This window comes from Psychrobacter sp. UBA2514, from assembly GCF_002341255.1.
Taxonomy (GTDB): domain Bacteria; phylum Pseudomonadota; class Gammaproteobacteria; order Pseudomonadales; family Moraxellaceae; genus Psychrobacter; species Psychrobacter pacificensis.
The window spans coordinates 35035-54508 of sequence record NZ_DDNS01000020.1; the positions used below are offsets into that span (position 1 = coordinate 35035).

Consider the following 19474-nt stretch of genomic DNA (forward strand, 5'->3'; position numbering starts at 1 on the left):
ATTTATAAAAAATTAATCCCAGTCATCGCTGTAACATAAAACCATCGTTAATTGTGCTCATACCCTTTAACATCAAGTGATAAGACCACATATAGACAATCATATGAACGCTATATCAAAGTATACTGAACTGATAATAGCGATATATTTACTTTATTAAATAGGTGATACTCTTTGGATTATTTTGAAAGACATGAAGGTGGCGAGCGCGCCATTTTAGTACATTTAGATATTCGCCAAATTCAAGATCCTGATGATCTCAATGAGTTTGAATTGTTGGCGGATTCAGCAGGTGCCGATCGTTTGGCACTGGTCACAGGCTCACGTGCACGCCCTGACGCCAAGTATTTCGTTGGTAGCGGTAAAGCGGAGGAAATTGCAGAACTGGTGCGCGAGCATGATGCGGATATTGTACTGTTTAACCACAGCTTGTCGCCTTCACAAGAGCGTAACATCGAAGCGCTGGTGAAATGCCGTGTACTGGATCGTACTGGTTTGATTTTAGACATTTTCGCTCAGCGGGCTCGTACTTACGAAGGTAAGCTACAAGTAGAGCTGGCTCAGCTAAACCATTTATCGACACGTTTGGTCCGTGGTTGGACGCATTTGGAACGTCAAAAAGGGGGTATTGGCTTACGTGGCCCCGGCGAAACCCAGCTTGAGACCGATCGTCGCTTGCTACAAGTGCGCGTCATGCAGCTCAAAAGTAGAATTGAGAAGGTCAGACAGACTCGTGCTCAGGGCCGGGCACGCCGCCAAAAATCAGACGTACCGACTATCTCACTGGTTGGTTATACCAATGCGGGCAAATCCACTTTATTTAATCGCTTAGTCGATGAAAATATATATGCGGCTGATAAACTGTTTGCAACTCTAGATCCAACGCTACGCCGCTTAGACTGGCAAGGCGTTGGTCGTGTGGTATTGGTTGATACCGTCGGTTTCGTTCGTCATCTGCCGCATGAATTGGTTGAATCCTTTCATGCAACGCTAGAAGAGACGCTAGAGGCGGACTTATTATTACACGTCATCGATTCTTCTAGTGAAGATATGCATGAGCAAATTCAGGCGGTCAAAGAGGTACTGGCTGAAATTGATAACGATGTGCCGGTACTCAATGTTTATAATAAGATTGATTTGACTGACGAGCCTGCACGTATTGGTTATGCTAGCGAAGGTCAACCTAATCGTGTCTATGTGTCTTCTAGAGAGAACTTAGGCATAGAAGAGTTGTCATTAGCCGTGCAGCAGCTACTAACTGGCACATTGACCACTTTTGATTTGACGCTACCCTATCATGCAGGACAGTTAAAAAATACCTTGTACGAGCTTGGTGTTATTGAAAAAGAAAGCTATGATGATAGCGGCCATGAGTGCTTGACGATTCGCTTGCCAAGCGATAGACTAAGACAACTACTCGGACAAGCCAATCTCAAGCCCACCGATGTATTACCGCTTGCACAAGCAACATTGCTGATGCCAGTACTTGAGGAATTTGAGCAGCCCGACGAACATGAAGTTGAAGAGCCGACGATGATAGCAGAAGAAGAAAGAGCATTTGACGAATTTAATGCGCTCAATTCACAAACCGCTGATTCTGAAAAATAGTCGCTGCTGAAAAACGATTGTTGACGTCAATAGATAAGTAAACCTTTGATTCATACTGTTAGACAGCAATCTTTTATACAGTAGGTTAAAATAGCATAGACGGTATCAATCGATATCGTCTATTTTTTTGAATGTGTCTACAAGCTTTATTAGTAAGCTTATTCTCTATATAATCAACGGTTATACATTCAACAAATATTGATAGGTAATACTCGCCACTCAAAAGTTGAAATGTCACTACTGTCTATTATCAGCGTTAATAATATTATTTTTCACGTTATATCATTAATACCATCGCCCGCTCGTTTTTATAAACTCATCACCTATATCTGACTTGGCCACACTGCTTATGAAGCCTGCTCACTCCTCCCATCTCCCGCTATGGATTTCGTTAATTTTAACGTTGACCATGGTTATCGTTGTCCGAGAGACGGCTGTGGTTCTTTGTCAGTTGGCAGGTATCGCAAAAGCCGCCAATATTGTCGGCTTGGTGGCGATGTTTGTTATCTTGATGATATGGCGATTGCTCAAAGGGTTGCCTAACTGGCTCACTCAAGCCAGTAACACCCTCCTCGTCGATAGTGGTTTTGCATTTCTGCCCGTCTCAGCGGGTGCAGGCTTACTGCTATTCGCGCTAGGAGATGAGCTGTTGGGTGTGATGGTCACAATGATAGTAAGCACGCTCATACCGATGTGGGGACTCGCGCTACTGGCCAATCGCTGGTTGAGTCAAGATGCCAATGCCGACAGCGGCACGACTAATCAGCAAAAGGAACAGCCGTAAGCTGCGGAGAGATATTATGACTTTTGACAGCGTATTTATGGCGACCTTAGCAGCCGTACTTCTAACCTTGGCGGCACACGTCATTGCACGTATGTTAGCGCGTAAATTATCATGGTTACCGATGGTAATTACCGCGCTCGTTTTGGTACTGGTCTTCTTATTTTTATTGCAATGGGATTATGACAACTACTACAGCGCGGCAAAGCCTATATTCGATCATCTATTAGGATATGTCACAGTACTTTTGGCGGTACCACTAGCCGCAATGAACTTTAAAGGACTGCCTGTCAAAAAGCTCTCTTTGATCGTTGTTATTGCTAGTGTCATTGGTGCCCTACTGCCCATGTCATTGGCTTATCTATTTTCATTGAGTCACGACAGCATACTTGCTTTTGCTACCCGTTCTGTGACTACTCCCATTGGCCTGAGTGTTGCCGATTTAATCAATGCGCCATTAGCACTGGCGAACCTGATCATCATCGTCTCAGGTCTCATTGGCGGCGCTGTCGCCCGTTTTTTGTTTCGCGGTATCAATGATGATCGAGCTAAAGGTCTTGCACTTGGACTGGCGGCTCACGCATTTGGTACAGTAGAAGCGTGGCAAATCAGCCATACGGCAGGACGATATGCGGCATTTGGACTGGCAGTCAACGGTTTAGTGACTGCTATTTGGGTGCCTGTATTTATCAGTGCGTTAGGCATCTAGACTGACTTTGCTTACCGCTTTAACAGATGACTGAGCACTGTTTCATCATTTCAATCATTATTTTTATTGTTATTGCTTACTCAGTAACGAGACTAATAGACATGACATTTGGCTCATCCAACTATTGTCATCACCTTTGCATTTTAGAGAATTAAAATAAGGTACGCATCAAAAAAGTGCTTGCCTGTAATCCAATATAAATAGATATTTAACAATCTTCAAAAATATAGCACTTTGATTTATTTAAGTTTGTTTAACGATAAAAATTTGATTTTACAACTTATTTTGTCAATCTAATGCGGTAAAAAGTTATTATATGTTATAGTAAGCAACTATTATTTTTTGTATCTATTGCAAGTGGTTCTTGTTAAACGTGGTATTTGCTAGGTGGCTATATCGATGACGAGCTATAAAATCCTGCAACCCCGATGAACGCTTAAGCGCGTAAAATGACGCGTCTATAGGCAAAACAATTTGCTATTATTCGATAAAAAGTGATAACACTATGATAAATACTGCTACTTTGATTACTCGCTGTTTGTCTCCTATTTTATTAAGTGCGATTGCCCTCTCGACTTTTTCTACTGCTGCCAACGCTGGCAATATGTATATCTATAAAGACAAAGCTGGACAAGTACTACTGACCAACGTCAATCCTAGTGGCAATTTTGATAAATTCACTAAGAAAGTTAAAGTCACTTATTATAAAGACTCTAAAATGTATGACGGCATTAATAGTAGCAATGGCTATGGTAGCAGTGCCGCTAGCAAGAGTGGTAGCCGTAATGCTTACGACAGCTACATTCGCGCCTCTGCTGAACGTCATGGCGTAGATCCTGCCCTTATGAAAGCAATGATGCATACCGAATCTGCTTTCAATCCCAATGCTCGCTCACCTGTCGGTGCGCAAGGCCTCATGCAGTTAATGCCAGCGACGGCTCGTCGCTTTAATGTAAGTAACCCTTGGAACCCTGCAGACAATATTGAAGGCTCAGCCAAATATATCGCTTGGCTCATGCGCCGTTTCAATAACAATGTCGAACATGCAGTAGCTGGCTACAATGCAGGTGAAGGTAATGTCGATAAATACGGCGGTATTCCTCCTTTTAAAGAAACCCGTAACTATGTGCAAAGAGTCATGAGCCGTTATCATAGCTTGTATAAGAATGATGCTGGGCTATCTGGCGCCAGTATGAGTGCCAGCAATCAAGTCAGTAGCACCATTAACAGTGGGTTACGCAACGTCAGTTACGGCACTAGCAATAATGTGAATAGTGCCAGCTATGCTAACTCAGCTTATGATGCTTTACGCTAAGCCAGAGCTAAGCTAGAAATGAAATAGACCGGCGACCTAAAAAGCCAGACACAAAAAAGCCCGTTAATTTCTTAACGGGCTTTTTTGTGCTTGGACGCTTTATATCTTAATAGGTCATCAGTTATAAAGATAAACTGTGAGCGCTGAATCAGCACTCACAGTATTTTCCAATATGACTTAATTCTTACTTGGTGCTTACTTGTTAGCAGCCTGAGTTGCAGCAACTTCAGCAGCGAAGTCTTCTTGCTTCTTCTCAATGCCTTCACCAACTTCTAGACGTTTGAAACCAAGTACTTTTACGCCTTCAGCTTTTAGGACATCACCAACTTTTTTGTCATTGTCCATAACGTATGGCTGACGTAGCAAAGTTACTTCGTCTAGGTACTTACGCAGGCCACCTTCGATCATTTTTTCAACGATGTTGTCAGGCTTGCCAGACTCTTTTGCTTTGGCTTCGATGATGTCTTTTTCGCGTGCCAATACATCAGCAGCAACGTCTTCATCATCGACAGCAACAGGGTTGAACGCTGCAATGTGCATGGCAAGATTTTTGCCAGTGTCAGCGTCGCCACCTTCATAAGAAACCACTACACCAATACGTAGACCATGACGGTATGCAGCGATGTTAGCGCCTTCAAGTACTTCAACACGGCGAACCTGAATGTTCTCACCGATTTTTTGTACCAAAGATACACGTGCTTCTTCAACCGTCTGACCATCACCATAAGGCAATTCAGAGATGGCAGCAACATCAGTGACGTTGTTTTCTAGTGCAACGTTAGCCACTTTTTCTGCAAAAGCAGTGAAGCTGTCGTCTTTTGCAACGAAGTCAGTTTGGCAGTTAACTTCTAACAAGAATGCTTTGTTTTCGCCTTGAGCGATGATGATAGCGCCGTCCGCTGCGATGTTACCCGCTTTTTTAGCTGCTTTTGCTTGACCAGATTTACGTAGGTTATCAATGGCAACTTCAACATCACCGTTTGATTCTTCTAACGCTTTTTTACATTCCATCATGCCAAGACCAGTACGGTCACGCAGTTCTTTTACCATTTTGGCAGATACTTTTACTTCTGTCATAAGAGTCACCTTAGTATAGTTATGTATAAGAGGAATTAATGTCTATTCGATATCTTAATGTTGCTTTAAATCTAGCAAGACCGCTCATTTTGAGTCATCACTAATATAGCCATCAATGATGTCAAAAAGATAACATCTTAAAAACATAGCGCTATAGCCAGTACGAACGATAATACTCGCCCATTAGCTACTCGGTTATGTATAACGGCCTCATTAATAATGCTCTATTCAATAACAAGGCATGACGAGTAAAACTACATCATGCCTATTATGAGCTTATACGCTGTTCATAACATTATATGGATGCTGATAGCCACACTATCAAGATATCCTTACAAAGTTAAACTTTTTAACTCAGCTATTTACTCTGCTGGAGTTGCAGCTTCTTCTGCAGCTGGTGCTTCTTCAGTAGCAGGTGCTTGCTCAGCTTTACCGCCAGCTTGAGTTTGTGCGTATTCTTTACCAGCGATGATAGCATCAGCCATAGAAGTTACGTACAAAGTCACAGCACGGATAGCATCATCGTTAGCTGGGATGATGTAGTCAACGTTGTCTGGGCTAGAGTTGGTATCAACGATACCGATAACTGGGATACCTAGGTTTTTGGCTTCTTTAATAGCGATGGCTTCGTGATCTACGTCTACAACAAAGATAGCATCAGGTAGGCCGCCCATGTCTTTGATACCGCCTAGTGAACGCTCAAGTTTTTCCATATCGCGGGTACGCTCTAGCGCTTCACGCTTGGTTAACTTCGCAAAAGTACCGTCTTCTGATTGCTTTTCTAGCTCTTTTAGACGGTTGATTGACTGGCGTAGTGTTTTCCAGTTAGTCAACATACCACCTAACCAGCGATGGTCAACGTATGGCATACCAGCACGAGCTGCCTGCTCACGTACGATACCGCTTGCAGCACGTTTAGTACCAACAAACAATACTTTGTTTTTCTTAGCAGCTAGGCCGTTTACGTAAGTCAACGCTTCGTTGAACGCTTTTACGGTGTGCTCTAAGTTGATGATATGGATTTTGTTACGTGCGCCAAAGATGTATGGACCCATTTTTGGGTTCCAAAAACGTGTTTGGTGACCAAAGTGAGCGCCAGCTTGTAGTAAGTCGCGCATTTCGATTTTGGTTGGATTCTTTGTAGCCATGATAATATATCCTATTGGTTGGGTTATGCCTCCACATCACAAAAACAGCCTATTTGGCGACACGCATCTGCTACTGACTAGTCTTTATTACTAAAGCCCTAATGGTTCGCAAATTAATCAAGTCGCCAAACACCCAGCAATTTTTTGCCATGATGTGTGTGTCATTGGTTGGTTTCAAAAATAAGCCATTGTGCGTTTAAACTAATTATATCTAAACTATAAAAATAGCTGCGCTGTATTTTATCACATAATAACTTAAAGTCTCCAGCAGTTTATTCATAGTGCCTCAATGCGTTACAGATACAGTAGATCGGTAGTGCAATAAAAAAAGCGACACATTCGTATCGCTTTTTTATTTCTGGCTTTAGACTTTATATGAATGGTTTCATATTAGATTATGCAATACAGATACCAATCACAGCCTTGTAACCGCGCCATGTGAATGGCGTGATATAGCTTTGGCGATCTCTAGGTAAGTAAGACACACTTGGTGCGCTTTCAACAATCTGCGGCGTAGAGATAATGAATTCAGAACCAAATTCTGTACGGGCATTACCAGAGATAGTATTGGCCATTTCACCCAACAAGTCTTTCATCATCGTGATCGAAGAGTCAGGCTCACCCATCACATTTATCACTTCTCGCAACATTACGCTTGGTGCACTGACATAGACACAGCCTTCAAGAGGCCCTGATATCTTAATGACACCACTATAATCAAAACCAATCGCCGTTTTATTGTTGTTCAAATAAGGGGTATCGATAGATACTTCTGAGCCGTCGATCTGTGCAAAAAAAGCATTGATCGAGCTTAGAAACACACCCAACTTTTCTACTTTAAACATAATATATTAATATCCATCTGTATTACGTGGCAGCAGCATTAGTCCTGCAAACAAACCACAATCTCGCCAACTTGTGAGCGCCAAGTGATGGGAATGATAAAAGAACGTTCATCGTTCGGCAACACAATACTTTGCGGTGCGCCTTTGAACACAAACGGCACAGAGATGTGAAACTCAGAGCCGAACTCTTTACGCGCATTACCCGAAATCGTGTTGGCAACTTCACCAGCCAAATCGATGTAGTTTTCCTCACTCTTATCAGCTTCACCCATGCTATCCAATATTGAAGACAGTAATTGACGAGTTGCCGAAAAATACACCACGCCTTTTTGTCCACCTGATATACCAATAACACCTGTATAATCGTGGACTTTTGGCTGTTTGTTTTCTAATAAGTAAGGGGTGTCAGCAATTAGCTCTTCGCCACCAAACTGATTAAAATAGTTACTAATAATACTCAAAAAAATCTGTAGCTTTTGTTCTTTCATAATGACATCTGCTTTAATCGATGAATGGTATTAGTCTTGCATCAGCTCATACAAAGACTCCACGAGCTCCTCTTCTGAGAAAGGCTTGCACAAGAAACCGCTGGCACCTAGTGATAAAGCTTCGATGCCAGTGGCCTTATCAGACAACGCTGACACGACCAAAATACGCACATCAGGATCAATCGCAATGATTTTTTCGATACATTCAAGACCATCCATTTGTGGCATGGTCAAGTCCATGGTGATCACGTTAGGACGATGGATGTTAAATTTTTCAATGGCTTGAACGCCGCTAGTCGCTGTTGCAACCAGCATAAACTTTCCTGAATCGTATGCGCGCTGAATACGGTTTCTGATAATATTTGAATCATCAACAATCATTAATTTATGCATAACTTGTCTATTACCTTTAATGAAATGCTTGTCGTCCCTGACAATATCGTTACTGTTTTTAATTAAGCTTTAGGTAACGTAATGACAAACCGTGTCATTTGACCCAGCTCACTATTTACGTTCAGCTTACCATTGTAGTCTTTTACTTGCGCTTTGATGATATCCAGTCCAACGCCGCGTCCACCATCTTCATCTGCGTTTTCTTTGGTAGAGAACCCAGAAGAAAATAACTGCTTGAGTAAATCGCCTTGACTGAGCTGGCTTGCTTCTTCCTCACTAAAGCGACCTTCTTTGCTTAGCTTATTACGGATGCTGTCATAGTCGATACCTTGGCCATCATCTTGCACTACTAGTATGAAGTCTGAACCGTTATCTTGTACTTCTAAGTCAATCGTACCGACTTCAGGCTTACCAGCCGAATGACGAACACCTGGGGTTTCGATACCGTGCACAACCGCGTTACGTAGCAACTGAATACTGATTTCTTTAATTGGCTTGGCAAGATGCTCTGGTATGTGAGTTTGCGCCAGTGTCGTGCTTTTTAGCTGTACATGCTTGCCTTGTCTGGCAGCGATCTCTTTTGCAAACTCATTGTAAAAAGACAGTCGATCATCATTGCTTTCATCGTCTAGATCAATATCTAAACCGCCATCAGTGCTGATGCTACTCGCTGGCTGACTATTTACCGCAGCTGTTTTTGCCACGCCGTCTTTTAAAGCAGAATCGCTTAACGGGGCTTGCGTATTGGCTGTTGCCGCTTTAGGCGGCGCTGAGCGGTTAATACGTTCACCCAAGGTCGCAATGGTATTTGATAGACTTAGTAAGTCGTCTAAGTGTACTGCCAACTGTAAGAAATCATTACCCGATAGCTGGCCTTGATTTTGCAAGGCATGCAATTTGTCTTCTGCTTCTGACGCAATTTTAGTAAAGCTATGCAGTTTTAGTGCCGATGCCTCACCTTTCAAGCTGTGCATTTCACGATAGATCGCATTTAGTTTGCCTTCAAGCTCGTATTGTGAGCTACCAGGGTTTTTCAAGATGTTGTTCATACGCTCGATATGCGCTTGGGTGTTGCTAATGAACTCATTAATGATCTTTGGATTTACATTCAAGATAGTGGTTAACATCTCAATCTGCATATCGTTTTGCGAGCGTTCTTTTTCTAAACGCTGTTCTAAGTAAACGGCATCTGACACATCGTTGACGTTAACCAAAATACGCGCAATGTCTTTATCTTCATAAACACGTGAGAATTTAAAGTCTAAGAAGCGATTGTTAAGTCCTTTATCATCAGAGCTATTATGTAGCATCACTTTGTGCAAAGGATTTAGAGAATCTACCAATTTTTCTTTAACTCGAGGATTATAAAGCTGCTCAATGAACTGCTGAGTGGTCTTAAGATCTTTGTCAGAAATACGACCACGCAAGACATTGGTAAAGTTTTCTCCTGCTAGCCTATCAGAACCAACGATACTGTTTAGGGCGCGCGAGTGCTGCTGACCAATATTTAAGTCTTTGTCCAGTAGGAATAGGCCCGTATTTACCGTTTCCATAATCTCTTGCGTTTCACGACGAGCCGCAAATGCCTCAGCATCGGTCTCACGTAAGCGGCGTACAAAGAAGAATACGAAGATCAAGAAGTAAGCAAAAATCGCAACAACCCCAAGTGCCTGAATTAGACGAATGGTATTGGCTTGGCGTTCTGCATCATCAAACACTTCGTTGGTCAAATCATCTAATGATTCGTTCATTAGCAAACTTGAGGTTTTTGCCTGCTCTACCGCCTGAGTCAAATCATCTGATGAATCGACCAGTACGTTATCAGCATCTTTTAAGTAAGTTTCAATTCTAGGCTCAAGTAGCTGCCATTGCTCGTTTGCCGCTTGTACATTTTCTTGCGCACTACCGCTAACGCTCGGTAATTTGTACGTTTTGCCGTCAGCATCGTCGGTAATCGTGCCGCCTTCTCCGATAGCCGTCAACGTATTGTTAATCAGTGCTGTATTCTGTTCCAAACGCTCCAATACACGCTGAATGTGCGGCGAGCTGGTATCTTCACCGTAACTGCTATCCAAATCGAACAGATCTTTAATTACTGACTGTGCGCTGTTTGCTACTTGGTTGGTCTGATCAATCAATACCGTGTTTCTTTCAAGCAAGCTTGAGGTATAGAAAGTAAATACAAGCAAAGCTCCGATCAAAGACAAAAACAGTGCAATCGAAATAATCAAGCCGCGATAACGTTTGTTATCTCCATTATTTATTGTAGCCATATCAAACGTCCCTTAGTTTGCTTGTTCAGTGGTGGCAGAAGCACTAGCCGTTGGACTTGTAGTCTCACCAAGCCAGCGAGCTTCAATCTCTTTAAACTTACCTTTCGCTTTTAGCTTGGTAATACCGTCATTGATTTTGTTAATGAGCTCAGTATTACCTTTTGCCATCAAAATAACCTGCTGTGCTGATGGATTATCTTGCCCTTCATAAGGAACGATGGTTACTTTTTGCTCAGGATGGTTTTTTGCCGTATATTGCAAGATAGGTAGATCATGCAAAATCGCATCTACTTTGCCTTGCATTAAATCTTCATACAATAAAAAGGCAGTCGTTCTGGTCGAGAAGTTGTTGTACTTACCCATTTGCTGTGCTTGATCGACCTGCTTAGAGCCTTCCATTGCAGAGATGTTTTTGCCTTGCAAATCATCTAGGCTGTTAATATTTAATTCTGGTTTTGCATACATGATGGCGGCAGGGTTAAAGAAGTAAGGCTGAGACAACCCGTACTTAGCATCACGCTCATCTTTATAAGAGATGCCTGAAATCGCCAAATCGCGACTACCCGACTCTACTGTATCGAACATGTTTTGCCAGGTTTCTTTATAAAACTCAACTTTGAACCCTTCTTCTTCGCCAAGCGCGCGAATAGAATCAATGTCGATACCCTGCATGTTGCCGTAATCATCTTGAAATGAGAAAGGAGGCATGGTCCCTGTGGTTGCTACTTTTAAAACTGGCGCTGAATCTGGAAGGCTACTGACAAACTCCTCCTGCCCTTCTGCAGGCGTGTTCTCAGCAGCAGTACTTTCTGGTGTACTAGAGTTGCTGCATCCAAAGATACCTACGCTTAAAACGACTGGTAATATTCGGTATAGCTGCTTCATAATCTATCCTTGAGAATTAATGTGGTTATGCAATTTAATGAATGACAATCTAGAGAGGTTAAGCAATATTCCTATAATATTTACTTACAGAAAGTTACGTTAGATAATACTTACCTAACTTTACAATTGCAATAATAATGTTTGACAGTTATATACAATTAGTTATATATACATAATAATTCATATATATCTATACAATATATATTTTATTAATATTTATAGAACTTGTAGAAAAAGCTTTATCAAAAAGAAAATCTTATATACAAATTAATAGCAGACATAAAAAAGCACCCATACGCTCTAAACGTATGGGTGCTTTTTATGAGTACTTAATTTACGATGAAACCTTATACTTACTCTGCATCGTCAAGATTTAGGTTACGGTCTATCTGCCAGATTAAAAACGCACCCAAGCTCATCAGTACAAAAAGTGCAATACCGATTTTTAACACTGGATTGAGAGGGAATAAGTTTAATAATAAACCACCAAAAATACCCACTGAAAACATCAGCGAGCCTTGCAGCGCGCTTGCCATACCCGCACGCTGCTTTTGAAAAGCCAGCGCAATCGCTGAGGCGTTTGGCTGGGTCAATCCCAAGCCTGCAATACAAAAGAAAATACACGCCAGCACCAGTGGCAACCAAGCATCGGTCCCCAAAAATATACCGACAACAAACAACGTGCCTGCAGAGAGCACCTGCATCATCGTCCCAAAGCGTAATATGCTCAAGATACGAAAGCGATTGGTCAACCATTGGTTCAATTGAGTCAAACCCACAAAGCCCGCCGCATTCATCCCAAACAACCAGCCAAAGTGCGTGGCCGAGACGCTATAAGTGTCCATGATTAATTCAGAAGCTGAGCTGATATAGACAAACATCGCACCCATCAACAGCCCGCCACCGATCGCAGGGTAGTTAAAGCTGGGATCTTTTAATAAGTCCCAATACTGGCTAAGCACCTCTTTTGCAGGACGCACATTACGATTTTCTTCGGTCAATGTCTCAAAAAAGAAAAACTTAGTAAGCAATAAATTTAGGGCACCAAAAGCGGCCAAAAACCAGAAAATGGAATGCCAATCAAAAAACTGTAAAAATAGTGCGCCCAGCGACGGCGCGAGTATCGGTGCCAGACCCATCACCAATATCATGATAGAAAAAGCTTTTGCGGTCTGCTTGGCGGTTAGGCGATCTCTAATAGCAGCGCGAGTCACCACTGCCCCTACACAAGCGCCCAATGCCTGCATCGTTCGCCCTACAAATAATACATATTCATTGTCAGTGGTCGCACAAAGAATGGACGCAATCACATATAGTGTCATACCTATATATAAAGGCTTAACACGGCCAACACGATCACTAAAAGGGCCATAAAATAACTGCCCGAATACCAAACCCAAAAAATACGCTGGCACAGAGTTGGCCATAAATGCCGTAGATACGCCAAAATCATCTGCCATTGATGGTAGCGCAGGCAGATACATATCAATGGATAACGGTCCTACCGCAACCATTAATCCTAGCATCATAATCCATGCAACAGGCAGATCAGCAGAACGTACTCGTTCAGAGGCGATAGGTTTATTTGGTAGAGAGGACTTTGGGGCAGACATAGTTAGACCATTTATATAGTGATGATTACTTAAGCGCTTGTAAGATACATGAAATAGATATTTTTAACGACAATAGTGCATCTTTATCTAAATCTGTGCAAGCGGACAGTGTTATATCGTGCTGTCCACTCGGATTTCAATAGCCATAAGGGACTAATGAAACAAGCCTTAACAACTAAAAACAATCAACGTAATTTATCAAAATATGTCTGTCGTACTTTTAATCTAAGTACTGAGGCCGAAATTGTCTCAGATAAAATCCTTAAGACAATATCTACCAAAATTAAAGAACGTTAGCGGAACTGACGTTTGCTAAACACCGTGCTAGCTTGCTTTGCTTTTCTCAGAGCAAGTTTGCGATTGCGTCCAAGCATCATCTTAATCTGCCAGATTTTTTCTTTATATAAGGTAGTCGCAGGCTGCTCATACATCGCATTAATTACGCGTTTGCTCGCTAGCACAGCGTCAGGAGAGCGCTCAGCAAACTCAGCCGCCAGCTGTCGTGCTTGCTCAAGCGGCGTCTCACTACAATGACTGATTAATCCTAATTCTTTGCCATCATTGGCATTGATGATGCGCGCCGTCATGGCCAGCTCTTTGAGAACGTCTTCTCGTACCACCCCAAATGCCGATTGCGTCAATCCCATGTCCGGTACCAAACCCCATTTGGCTTCCATAATAGACAGCTGGCAATCCGGATGACTAATACGCACATCACATGCCAATGCTAGCTGTAGCCCAGCGCCAATACAGTAGCCTTCTAGTACCGCGATGACAGGTACTGGTAGATCACGCCACACCAAGCAGACACGTTGGAATGAGCTTTGCCAAGGCTTAATCAGCTCCCAAATAGCAAAGACTTGGTTTTTTGGATGGTTTAAATCCCCTAAATCAATACCTGCACAGAATGTGCCTTCTGCACCATTTAAAATAACCGCGCGTATCGTTTTGTCTTTGCTAATACGCTCTGCCACCATAATCAGCTCATCGATGACTTGAAAGCTCATGGCGTTTTTTTTGTGCGGACGATTTAGCGTCACAGTGAGTATATTATCAGTGACACTCACTTGTAGCGTTTCGTATTGGTAAGTTGCAATGGCGCTCATAACGATCCTTATTTATGAATGGGTAAAAGATAGACTGATAGCGATAATGTTAGCAGGCTTATCCATATCCTACCTTAGCAATAACTGACTGCTACGATACTGTATCAAGCGTCTGCCTTTTAATATTCGCACATTATCTGGCTGCTAGTGATCGGTATCGTATGCAATTCACTTATTACATCGCATAATAACGGTCCGATTACCTGCTCTAAATCATTTTCCACGTCATGTCATTTTCGCTCAAACGATGATAGTTGAGCTGAGGGTAAGCCGATAAATCCACGTTTTGTAAATTATTCAGTGCGGTAAGTAGTGCCTCATAATATGGCTCAATCATCGCAAATTGTACCGGTGTTGTATGCTGTACATTCAATAAGCACTTATCCTCCAAGTCTTGGCTGGCCTGACGTAGCTGCGGCACTCCTGTATAACGACTGCCGCCCAATATGCGATGGGCAATTTGTGCCAACAAGTTACGATCACGAGCTTCCCATGCTTGAGTCAGTGCTTGCTTTTCCTCGTTAATCGTATCGAGCATCATAATGATGAGCTTGGCTGCCAAATCAGGTTTGTTTGCTGAGCGAGTAAGCGCATCTTGCCAGTCTAAAATATCAGACGTATCCATTGTACTGAGGTTTTTTTGATGGAGGTTGTGATCCGTTTGCTCATATAGCCTTTTATCCATATTCGCTGTTATGTCTTCAGCAGAATTATCTGTCGGTTCTTTTGGTGGATACAATAATGATTCTTGCCCTTGCTTGTGTAAACGTAGGCTCTCATAGCGAGGCTGGTTCTCACGGGTGGTCTCTCGTCTATAATCGTCACGTGGCTGACTGTCACGCAAGTAGTCATCACGGATTTTTTTTAGTGATAATGGTCGAGTGACTTTTGGCGGTTCTGTGATTTCAGTCCTATTACGAACGCGTTCGTTGTCTTTGACCATCGGATAAATGGCGGTCTTTTGATCCGAGAGCGGCGTCGATTGTTCTGTGAGGTGTATATTTTCGGAGTCGGTATTTTGTAAATCGATGCTTTGCAAATTAGAAGCTTGCAAATCAGTATCAGCCAATGCCGTTATTTGCGGTGTGATGCTTTTTCGGCCTAGCCACTTTTGGAGTACTTGCAATAACTGAGGTTGGCTAATTGGTTTGCCAACGTAGTCATTGATACCGCTGGCGATCAGCTTGTCGCGCTCATCCGCTAGGCCATGTGCGGTGAGAGCAATAATAGGAATACGGCTATCAGCCGCTTCAATGCTCCGAATTTGCTTCGCTGCTTCATGACCTGACATGCGCGGCATTTGGATATCCATAAATATCAAATCGATATGATTTTTATCTTGAGTAGCTGTTTTATCGTCATTTGCACTCTCTTCAGCATACAGGGAGGTGCTGGATTTTTTATTGACCTCATCACGTGTCTCGGCTTTTGAGAGTTGCGTTTTATTCGACAGACTTTGCTTATCGTTTTTAGCAGATTTGACATTTTTGGTTTGCTGTTTACTGATAATTTCTATGGCATCAAAGCCGCTACTCGCTGTAATGACTTGTATGCCAAGCTCGCTCAATAGCGCATCAAGCACCAATAGATTTGGTAGATGATCATCAACTGCCAGCACGGTAATCCCTTTCCAGCGCGGCTCTTGTAAGCTCTTTGGCATACTGCGATTTTGTGTATCAAGCATTGCGTATAGCTGTCTTTTGTCCAATGGCTCATACAAGATATTGGCTTGATAGCGGTTAAGCAGCGCTTGGTCAGCCGCCACTTGATAGCCAAACACAGCAAGTTTGCCTTGATAATGGAGACGGATTTGCTTGAGTAACGCCATCATATCGTCTTGCGTATCATCATCAACGATGACCCAATCCCAAAAGTTGCCATGCTCTTTGAGCGACTCAAGCACCCCTGGCAATGAATTGGCTTGAGTGAGCTTAATCGGTAAGTACTGCAAGCTGGCCTTCAACACTTGTATTGAGGCCGTATGACTGATCCAAACCAAGACGTTGAACTCATCAGTCTCGCTTGCAAGCGGTGCCAATACTGGCAGCTCAATGGTCTGACCAGTTGGTGCCTCTAGCACATCGACATGGGCTGGCATACGGAACCAAAACGTCGCGCCTTGATTGGCGATGTTCTCTTGAGCGTTGTCATGAAAGCCGATATCGCCGCCCATGAGACGCGTTAATTGTTTGGAGATAACCAGACCCAACCCCGTACCACCATATTGGCGCGTGATTGACGGATCACCTTGGCTAAAGCTTTGGAACAGCATTTTTTGGTCAGCAAGCGAAATGCCTTTACCACTGTCTTGCACACTGATCATCAGATAGTTATCACGATGATCGTCCAAGCTGACCCGTACGACCACATCGCCACTGTCTGTGAATTTGATGGCATTCCCCACGATATTGGTCAATACCTGCTTGAGGCGCAGCGCATCGCCATTGATACGCATGGGCACGTCGTTATAGAACAAGACAGCCATACGTAGACCTTTCTCCGCAGAGACAGGAGAGAGCATATCAACCACATCATAAATGGTGTCATACAAATCAAACTCATGACGATCAAGCACCAACTTGCCCGCCTCAATCTTAGAGAAATCCAAAACATCATTGACCAAGGCAAGTAGGTGAGCTGAGGATTTGCGGATAGTCTGTACGTATAAATCCTGTTCAGGATTGAGCTCACCGTGACGCGCTAATAAGTTAATAAAGCCATCGATACTGTTCAACGGCGTGCGCAGCTCGTGGCTGATGTTGGCCAAAAATGCGGATTTGGCTTGGCTGGTTGAGATGGCAGCATCACGCGCATTTCGAATAGAGATGTTTTGCATTTCCATCTCATCAAATGCCAAACGCAGATCGTCTTCGGTTTGCTCGGCATGATCCTTGAGCTCCTGAAAACTTCTATGGAGGCGACGAAATGTCTTGACCAAATCTTGCTGTAATAAATTAAGCTCACCATCTGACTCTACTGGTACAGGCTGATATAAGTTATCAACATGGGTACGTTGTAATTGCAAACGCAGCTCATAGATAGGTGCAATCCAACGCTTTGAGTAAATATTTAAGCTGAGTAATAAAATCAGAATGGTAAACAGACCGGTAATCACCAGCGCCATCGCAATACGATAACGGGCGATATAAAGTGGCTCGTTGTCCATATCGACCAGTAGCCACAACGTCTGCCCCTCAAACTCACCCAACACGCTGCCATATGCCGTGCCTACAGGCGTTGGTTTTTGCGATAAAAACTTTGCTGAGTCACTGATTAGCGGCCATTTCTCGTTCAGACCATAGCCTACGGTCGCCAATACTTGATTGCCTTCATTGATAACAGCAATACGCTGTACATGCTGCTCAGACTGCATACGCCCGAGTTTATCCTGTATGCTTTCGAGCGTTGTCATCGCACTCTGTGATGCCTTATCTGTGCTGCTTTTTGCTTGCTGACGTTCTTGCTCCAACAAATCAGGAATCAGCTCTGCAATGACTGGTGTATAACGAATCAATACCGCCTCAGCCAGTGCCTCTTGCTCTGAATCGCTCGCACGCATGGTTTCGTGAAATACCAAAATACCCCCTACCGCCGCCAACACGCAGATGGGTAAAAACACCAATAGGATCAGCTGCCCATAGGCACTGCTGGTATTGAAACGTTTTTTATATGCCATGCTCGCTCTACTCTCTACGAAAATGCTGTCTGTGAATTTTGTTACGGTCTCTACGCTACCATAAAAAATGCTTAAGCTTGCTAGCTTGTTTTTTAATGATACGCCTTTTATGGCTCAAGATTATCTTAACAGGATTCTATAAATCACGTTTACCCATTCAAGGTGAATGAAACACAAACTTTGACCAATATGGCTTTAAGCAAACCTAACAAATATACATACGTTACTAAACGGCATGGTTGCGGCACCATAAAACCTGCTTTTGTCCCTAAAAAAATTGCCAGTAAAAGGCGCTTTCATCAAGTATTATTCTTTTATGCAATAAGCGCAGCTAGCAACAAAATGATATAATGGCGCAACTTTTTATTTGCCACAATAGATGGTTTACCCTCATGATGAATGAGAGCGTACGCTACTGCCGTTAAGTTTTGGTTTATCTGTCACTATAAGCCAATACACAAAACGCTTGTCTCAAATGATGATCAGACAATAAAAAATAGTGATTCGATCACAGCCTATCGCCCAAAAAATATTTTAGAAAATAAATAAGGATTTCTTATGTCCGCAACGGCCATGTCAAACGCTAACTTTATCACTCAAGTCACCAAGCTTGCCGATTGTGTTGGTCAAACGCCACTGGTTCAATTGCAGCGCCTACCTGAACAAGAGCATATCGAAAATGGCGCCACATTATTAGCCAAATTAGAAGGCAATAATCCCGCAGGCTCTGTAAAGGATCGCCCTGCTTTTAATATGATTTATCAAGCAGAGCAGCGCGGTGATATCAAACCCGGCGATACATTGATTGAAGCCACCAGCGGCAATACTGGCATTGCATTAGCCATGGTCGCGGCGATGCGCGGCTATCCAATGACATTACTGATGCCAACCAACTCTACTCAAGAGCGTAAAGATGCCATGATTGCTTACGGCGCGACGTTGATTGAAGTCGATGAAGGCATGGAAGCGGCACGTGATTTGGCATTGCAGATGCAAGCCGATGGTAAAGGCATCGTACTGGATCAGTTTAATAATCCTGACAATAGCCAAGCGCATTATCTCACCACAGGGCCTGAGTTGTGGGCACAAACTGACGGTAAGATCACCCACTTTATTAGCTCAATGGGTACCACTGGCACCATCACTGGTGTCTCACGTTATTTGAAAGAGCAAAATCCTGACATCAAAATTATCGGTTTGCAGCCTGATGAAGACGCGTCTATCGCTGGTATTCGCCGTTGGCCTGCGGCATATATGCCGGGTATTTTTGACGCAGACTTGGTCGATGAGATCATGGATGTCGATCAGCGTATCGCTGAAGTCTACATGCGCAAACTGGCAAAAACTGAAGGTATTTTTGCTGGGGTATCTTCGGGCGCAGCTGCATGGGCAGCGACCCAAGTGGCAAAAGCAAACCCTAATGCCGTCATTGCCTTTATCGTCTGTGATCGTGGAGACCGTTATTTATCGACAGGTTTATACAATGTTGATGACAGTCATATCGATAATGATGCAGATAACGCAGCATAGTAAGCTTATAAAAATGCAGGATTCTTT

Annotated in this window: 15 protein-coding genes; 5 read left to right on the top strand and 10 right to left on the bottom strand. The window is 43.0% G+C overall.

Annotated features, from left to right (window positions below):
- The first annotated feature begins 174 nt into the window (after positions 1-174).
- From hflX to B3V51_RS07060, 4 genes are all read left to right on the top strand, one after another.
- Positions 175-1608: a ribosome rescue GTPase HflX gene (hflX, locus tag B3V51_RS07045; RefSeq protein WP_212563891.1), complete on the top strand. Its 1434-nt coding sequence runs from the start codon at positions 175-177 to the stop codon at positions 1606-1608.
- A 349-nt stretch (positions 1609-1957) separates the two neighbouring features.
- Positions 1958-2392: a CidA/LrgA family protein gene (locus tag B3V51_RS07050; RefSeq protein WP_212563892.1), complete on the top strand. Its 435-nt coding sequence runs from the start codon at positions 1958-1960 to the stop codon at positions 2390-2392.
- A gap of 16 nt (positions 2393-2408) precedes the next feature.
- The gene (locus B3V51_RS07055; RefSeq protein WP_212563893.1) at positions 2409-3098 is read left to right on the top strand and encodes an LrgB family protein; all 690 of its coding nucleotides are present in this window, start codon (positions 2409-2411) and stop codon (positions 3096-3098) included.
- Positions 3099-3603: 505 nt separating this feature from the next.
- Positions 3604-4413 carry a lytic transglycosylase domain-containing protein gene (locus tag B3V51_RS07060; protein ID WP_212563894.1) on the top strand — a complete coding sequence of 270 codons (810 nt, stop codon included), beginning with the start codon at positions 3604-3606 and terminating at the stop codon, positions 4411-4413.
- Between the two features lie 195 nt (positions 4414-4608).
- Here B3V51_RS07060 and tsf read toward each other — a convergent pair whose 3' ends face one another.
- The 10 genes from tsf to B3V51_RS07110 all read right to left on the bottom strand — a co-directional run bounded on the left by tsf (position 4609) and on the right by B3V51_RS07110 (position 17917).
- Positions 4609-5490 (bottom strand): translation elongation factor Ts, encoded by an 882-nt coding sequence (gene tsf, locus B3V51_RS07065; RefSeq protein ID WP_071002284.1) that lies wholly within the window; start codon positions 5488-5490, stop codon positions 4609-4611.
- 362 nt (positions 5491-5852) lie between these two features.
- Positions 5853-6638 (bottom strand): 30S ribosomal protein S2, encoded by a 786-nt coding sequence (gene rpsB, locus B3V51_RS07070; protein WP_186475105.1) that lies wholly within the window; start codon positions 6636-6638, stop codon positions 5853-5855.
- A gap of 395 nt (positions 6639-7033) precedes the next feature.
- A complete protein-coding gene (locus tag B3V51_RS07075) occupies positions 7034-7483 on the bottom strand; it encodes a chemotaxis protein CheX (protein WP_093067793.1) in 450 nt (149 codons plus the stop codon).
- Positions 7484-7521: 38 nt separating this feature from the next.
- On the bottom strand, positions 7522-7971 hold the full coding sequence (locus tag B3V51_RS07080; RefSeq protein ID WP_212563895.1) for a chemotaxis protein CheX: 450 nt from the start codon (positions 7969-7971) through the stop codon (positions 7522-7524).
- 30 nt (positions 7972-8001) lie between these two features.
- A complete protein-coding gene (locus B3V51_RS07085) occupies positions 8002-8364 on the bottom strand; it encodes a response regulator (protein ID WP_058025789.1) in 363 nt (120 codons plus the stop codon).
- A gap of 62 nt (positions 8365-8426) precedes the next feature.
- Positions 8427-10637, bottom strand: a complete 2211-nt coding sequence (locus B3V51_RS07090; protein WP_212563896.1) for an ATP-binding protein — start codon at positions 10635-10637, stop codon at positions 8427-8429.
- A 12-nt stretch (positions 10638-10649) separates the two neighbouring features.
- Positions 10650-11522 carry a substrate-binding periplasmic protein gene (locus tag B3V51_RS07095; RefSeq protein ID WP_093067785.1) on the bottom strand — a complete coding sequence of 291 codons (873 nt, stop codon included), beginning with the start codon at positions 11520-11522 and terminating at the stop codon, positions 10650-10652.
- A gap of 353 nt (positions 11523-11875) precedes the next feature.
- Positions 11876-13135: a multidrug effflux MFS transporter gene (locus B3V51_RS07100; protein WP_212563897.1), complete on the bottom strand. Its 1260-nt coding sequence runs from the start codon at positions 13133-13135 to the stop codon at positions 11876-11878.
- Positions 13136-13428: 293 nt separating this feature from the next.
- Complete coding sequence (locus tag B3V51_RS07105) at positions 13429-14241, bottom strand: crotonase/enoyl-CoA hydratase family protein (RefSeq protein ID WP_212563898.1); 813 nt, start codon at positions 14239-14241, stop codon at positions 13429-13431.
- A gap of 208 nt (positions 14242-14449) precedes the next feature.
- Positions 14450-17917: an ATP-binding protein gene (locus tag B3V51_RS07110; protein ID WP_212563899.1), complete on the bottom strand. Its 3468-nt coding sequence runs from the start codon at positions 17915-17917 to the stop codon at positions 14450-14452.
- Positions 17918-18490: 573 nt separating this feature from the next.
- Between B3V51_RS07110 and cysM the strand changes: the two genes are divergently transcribed.
- Positions 18491-19447, top strand: a complete 957-nt coding sequence (gene cysM / locus B3V51_RS07115) for a cysteine synthase CysM (RefSeq protein ID WP_212564551.1) — start codon at positions 18491-18493, stop codon at positions 19445-19447.
- Positions 19448-19474 lie beyond the last annotated feature (27 nt).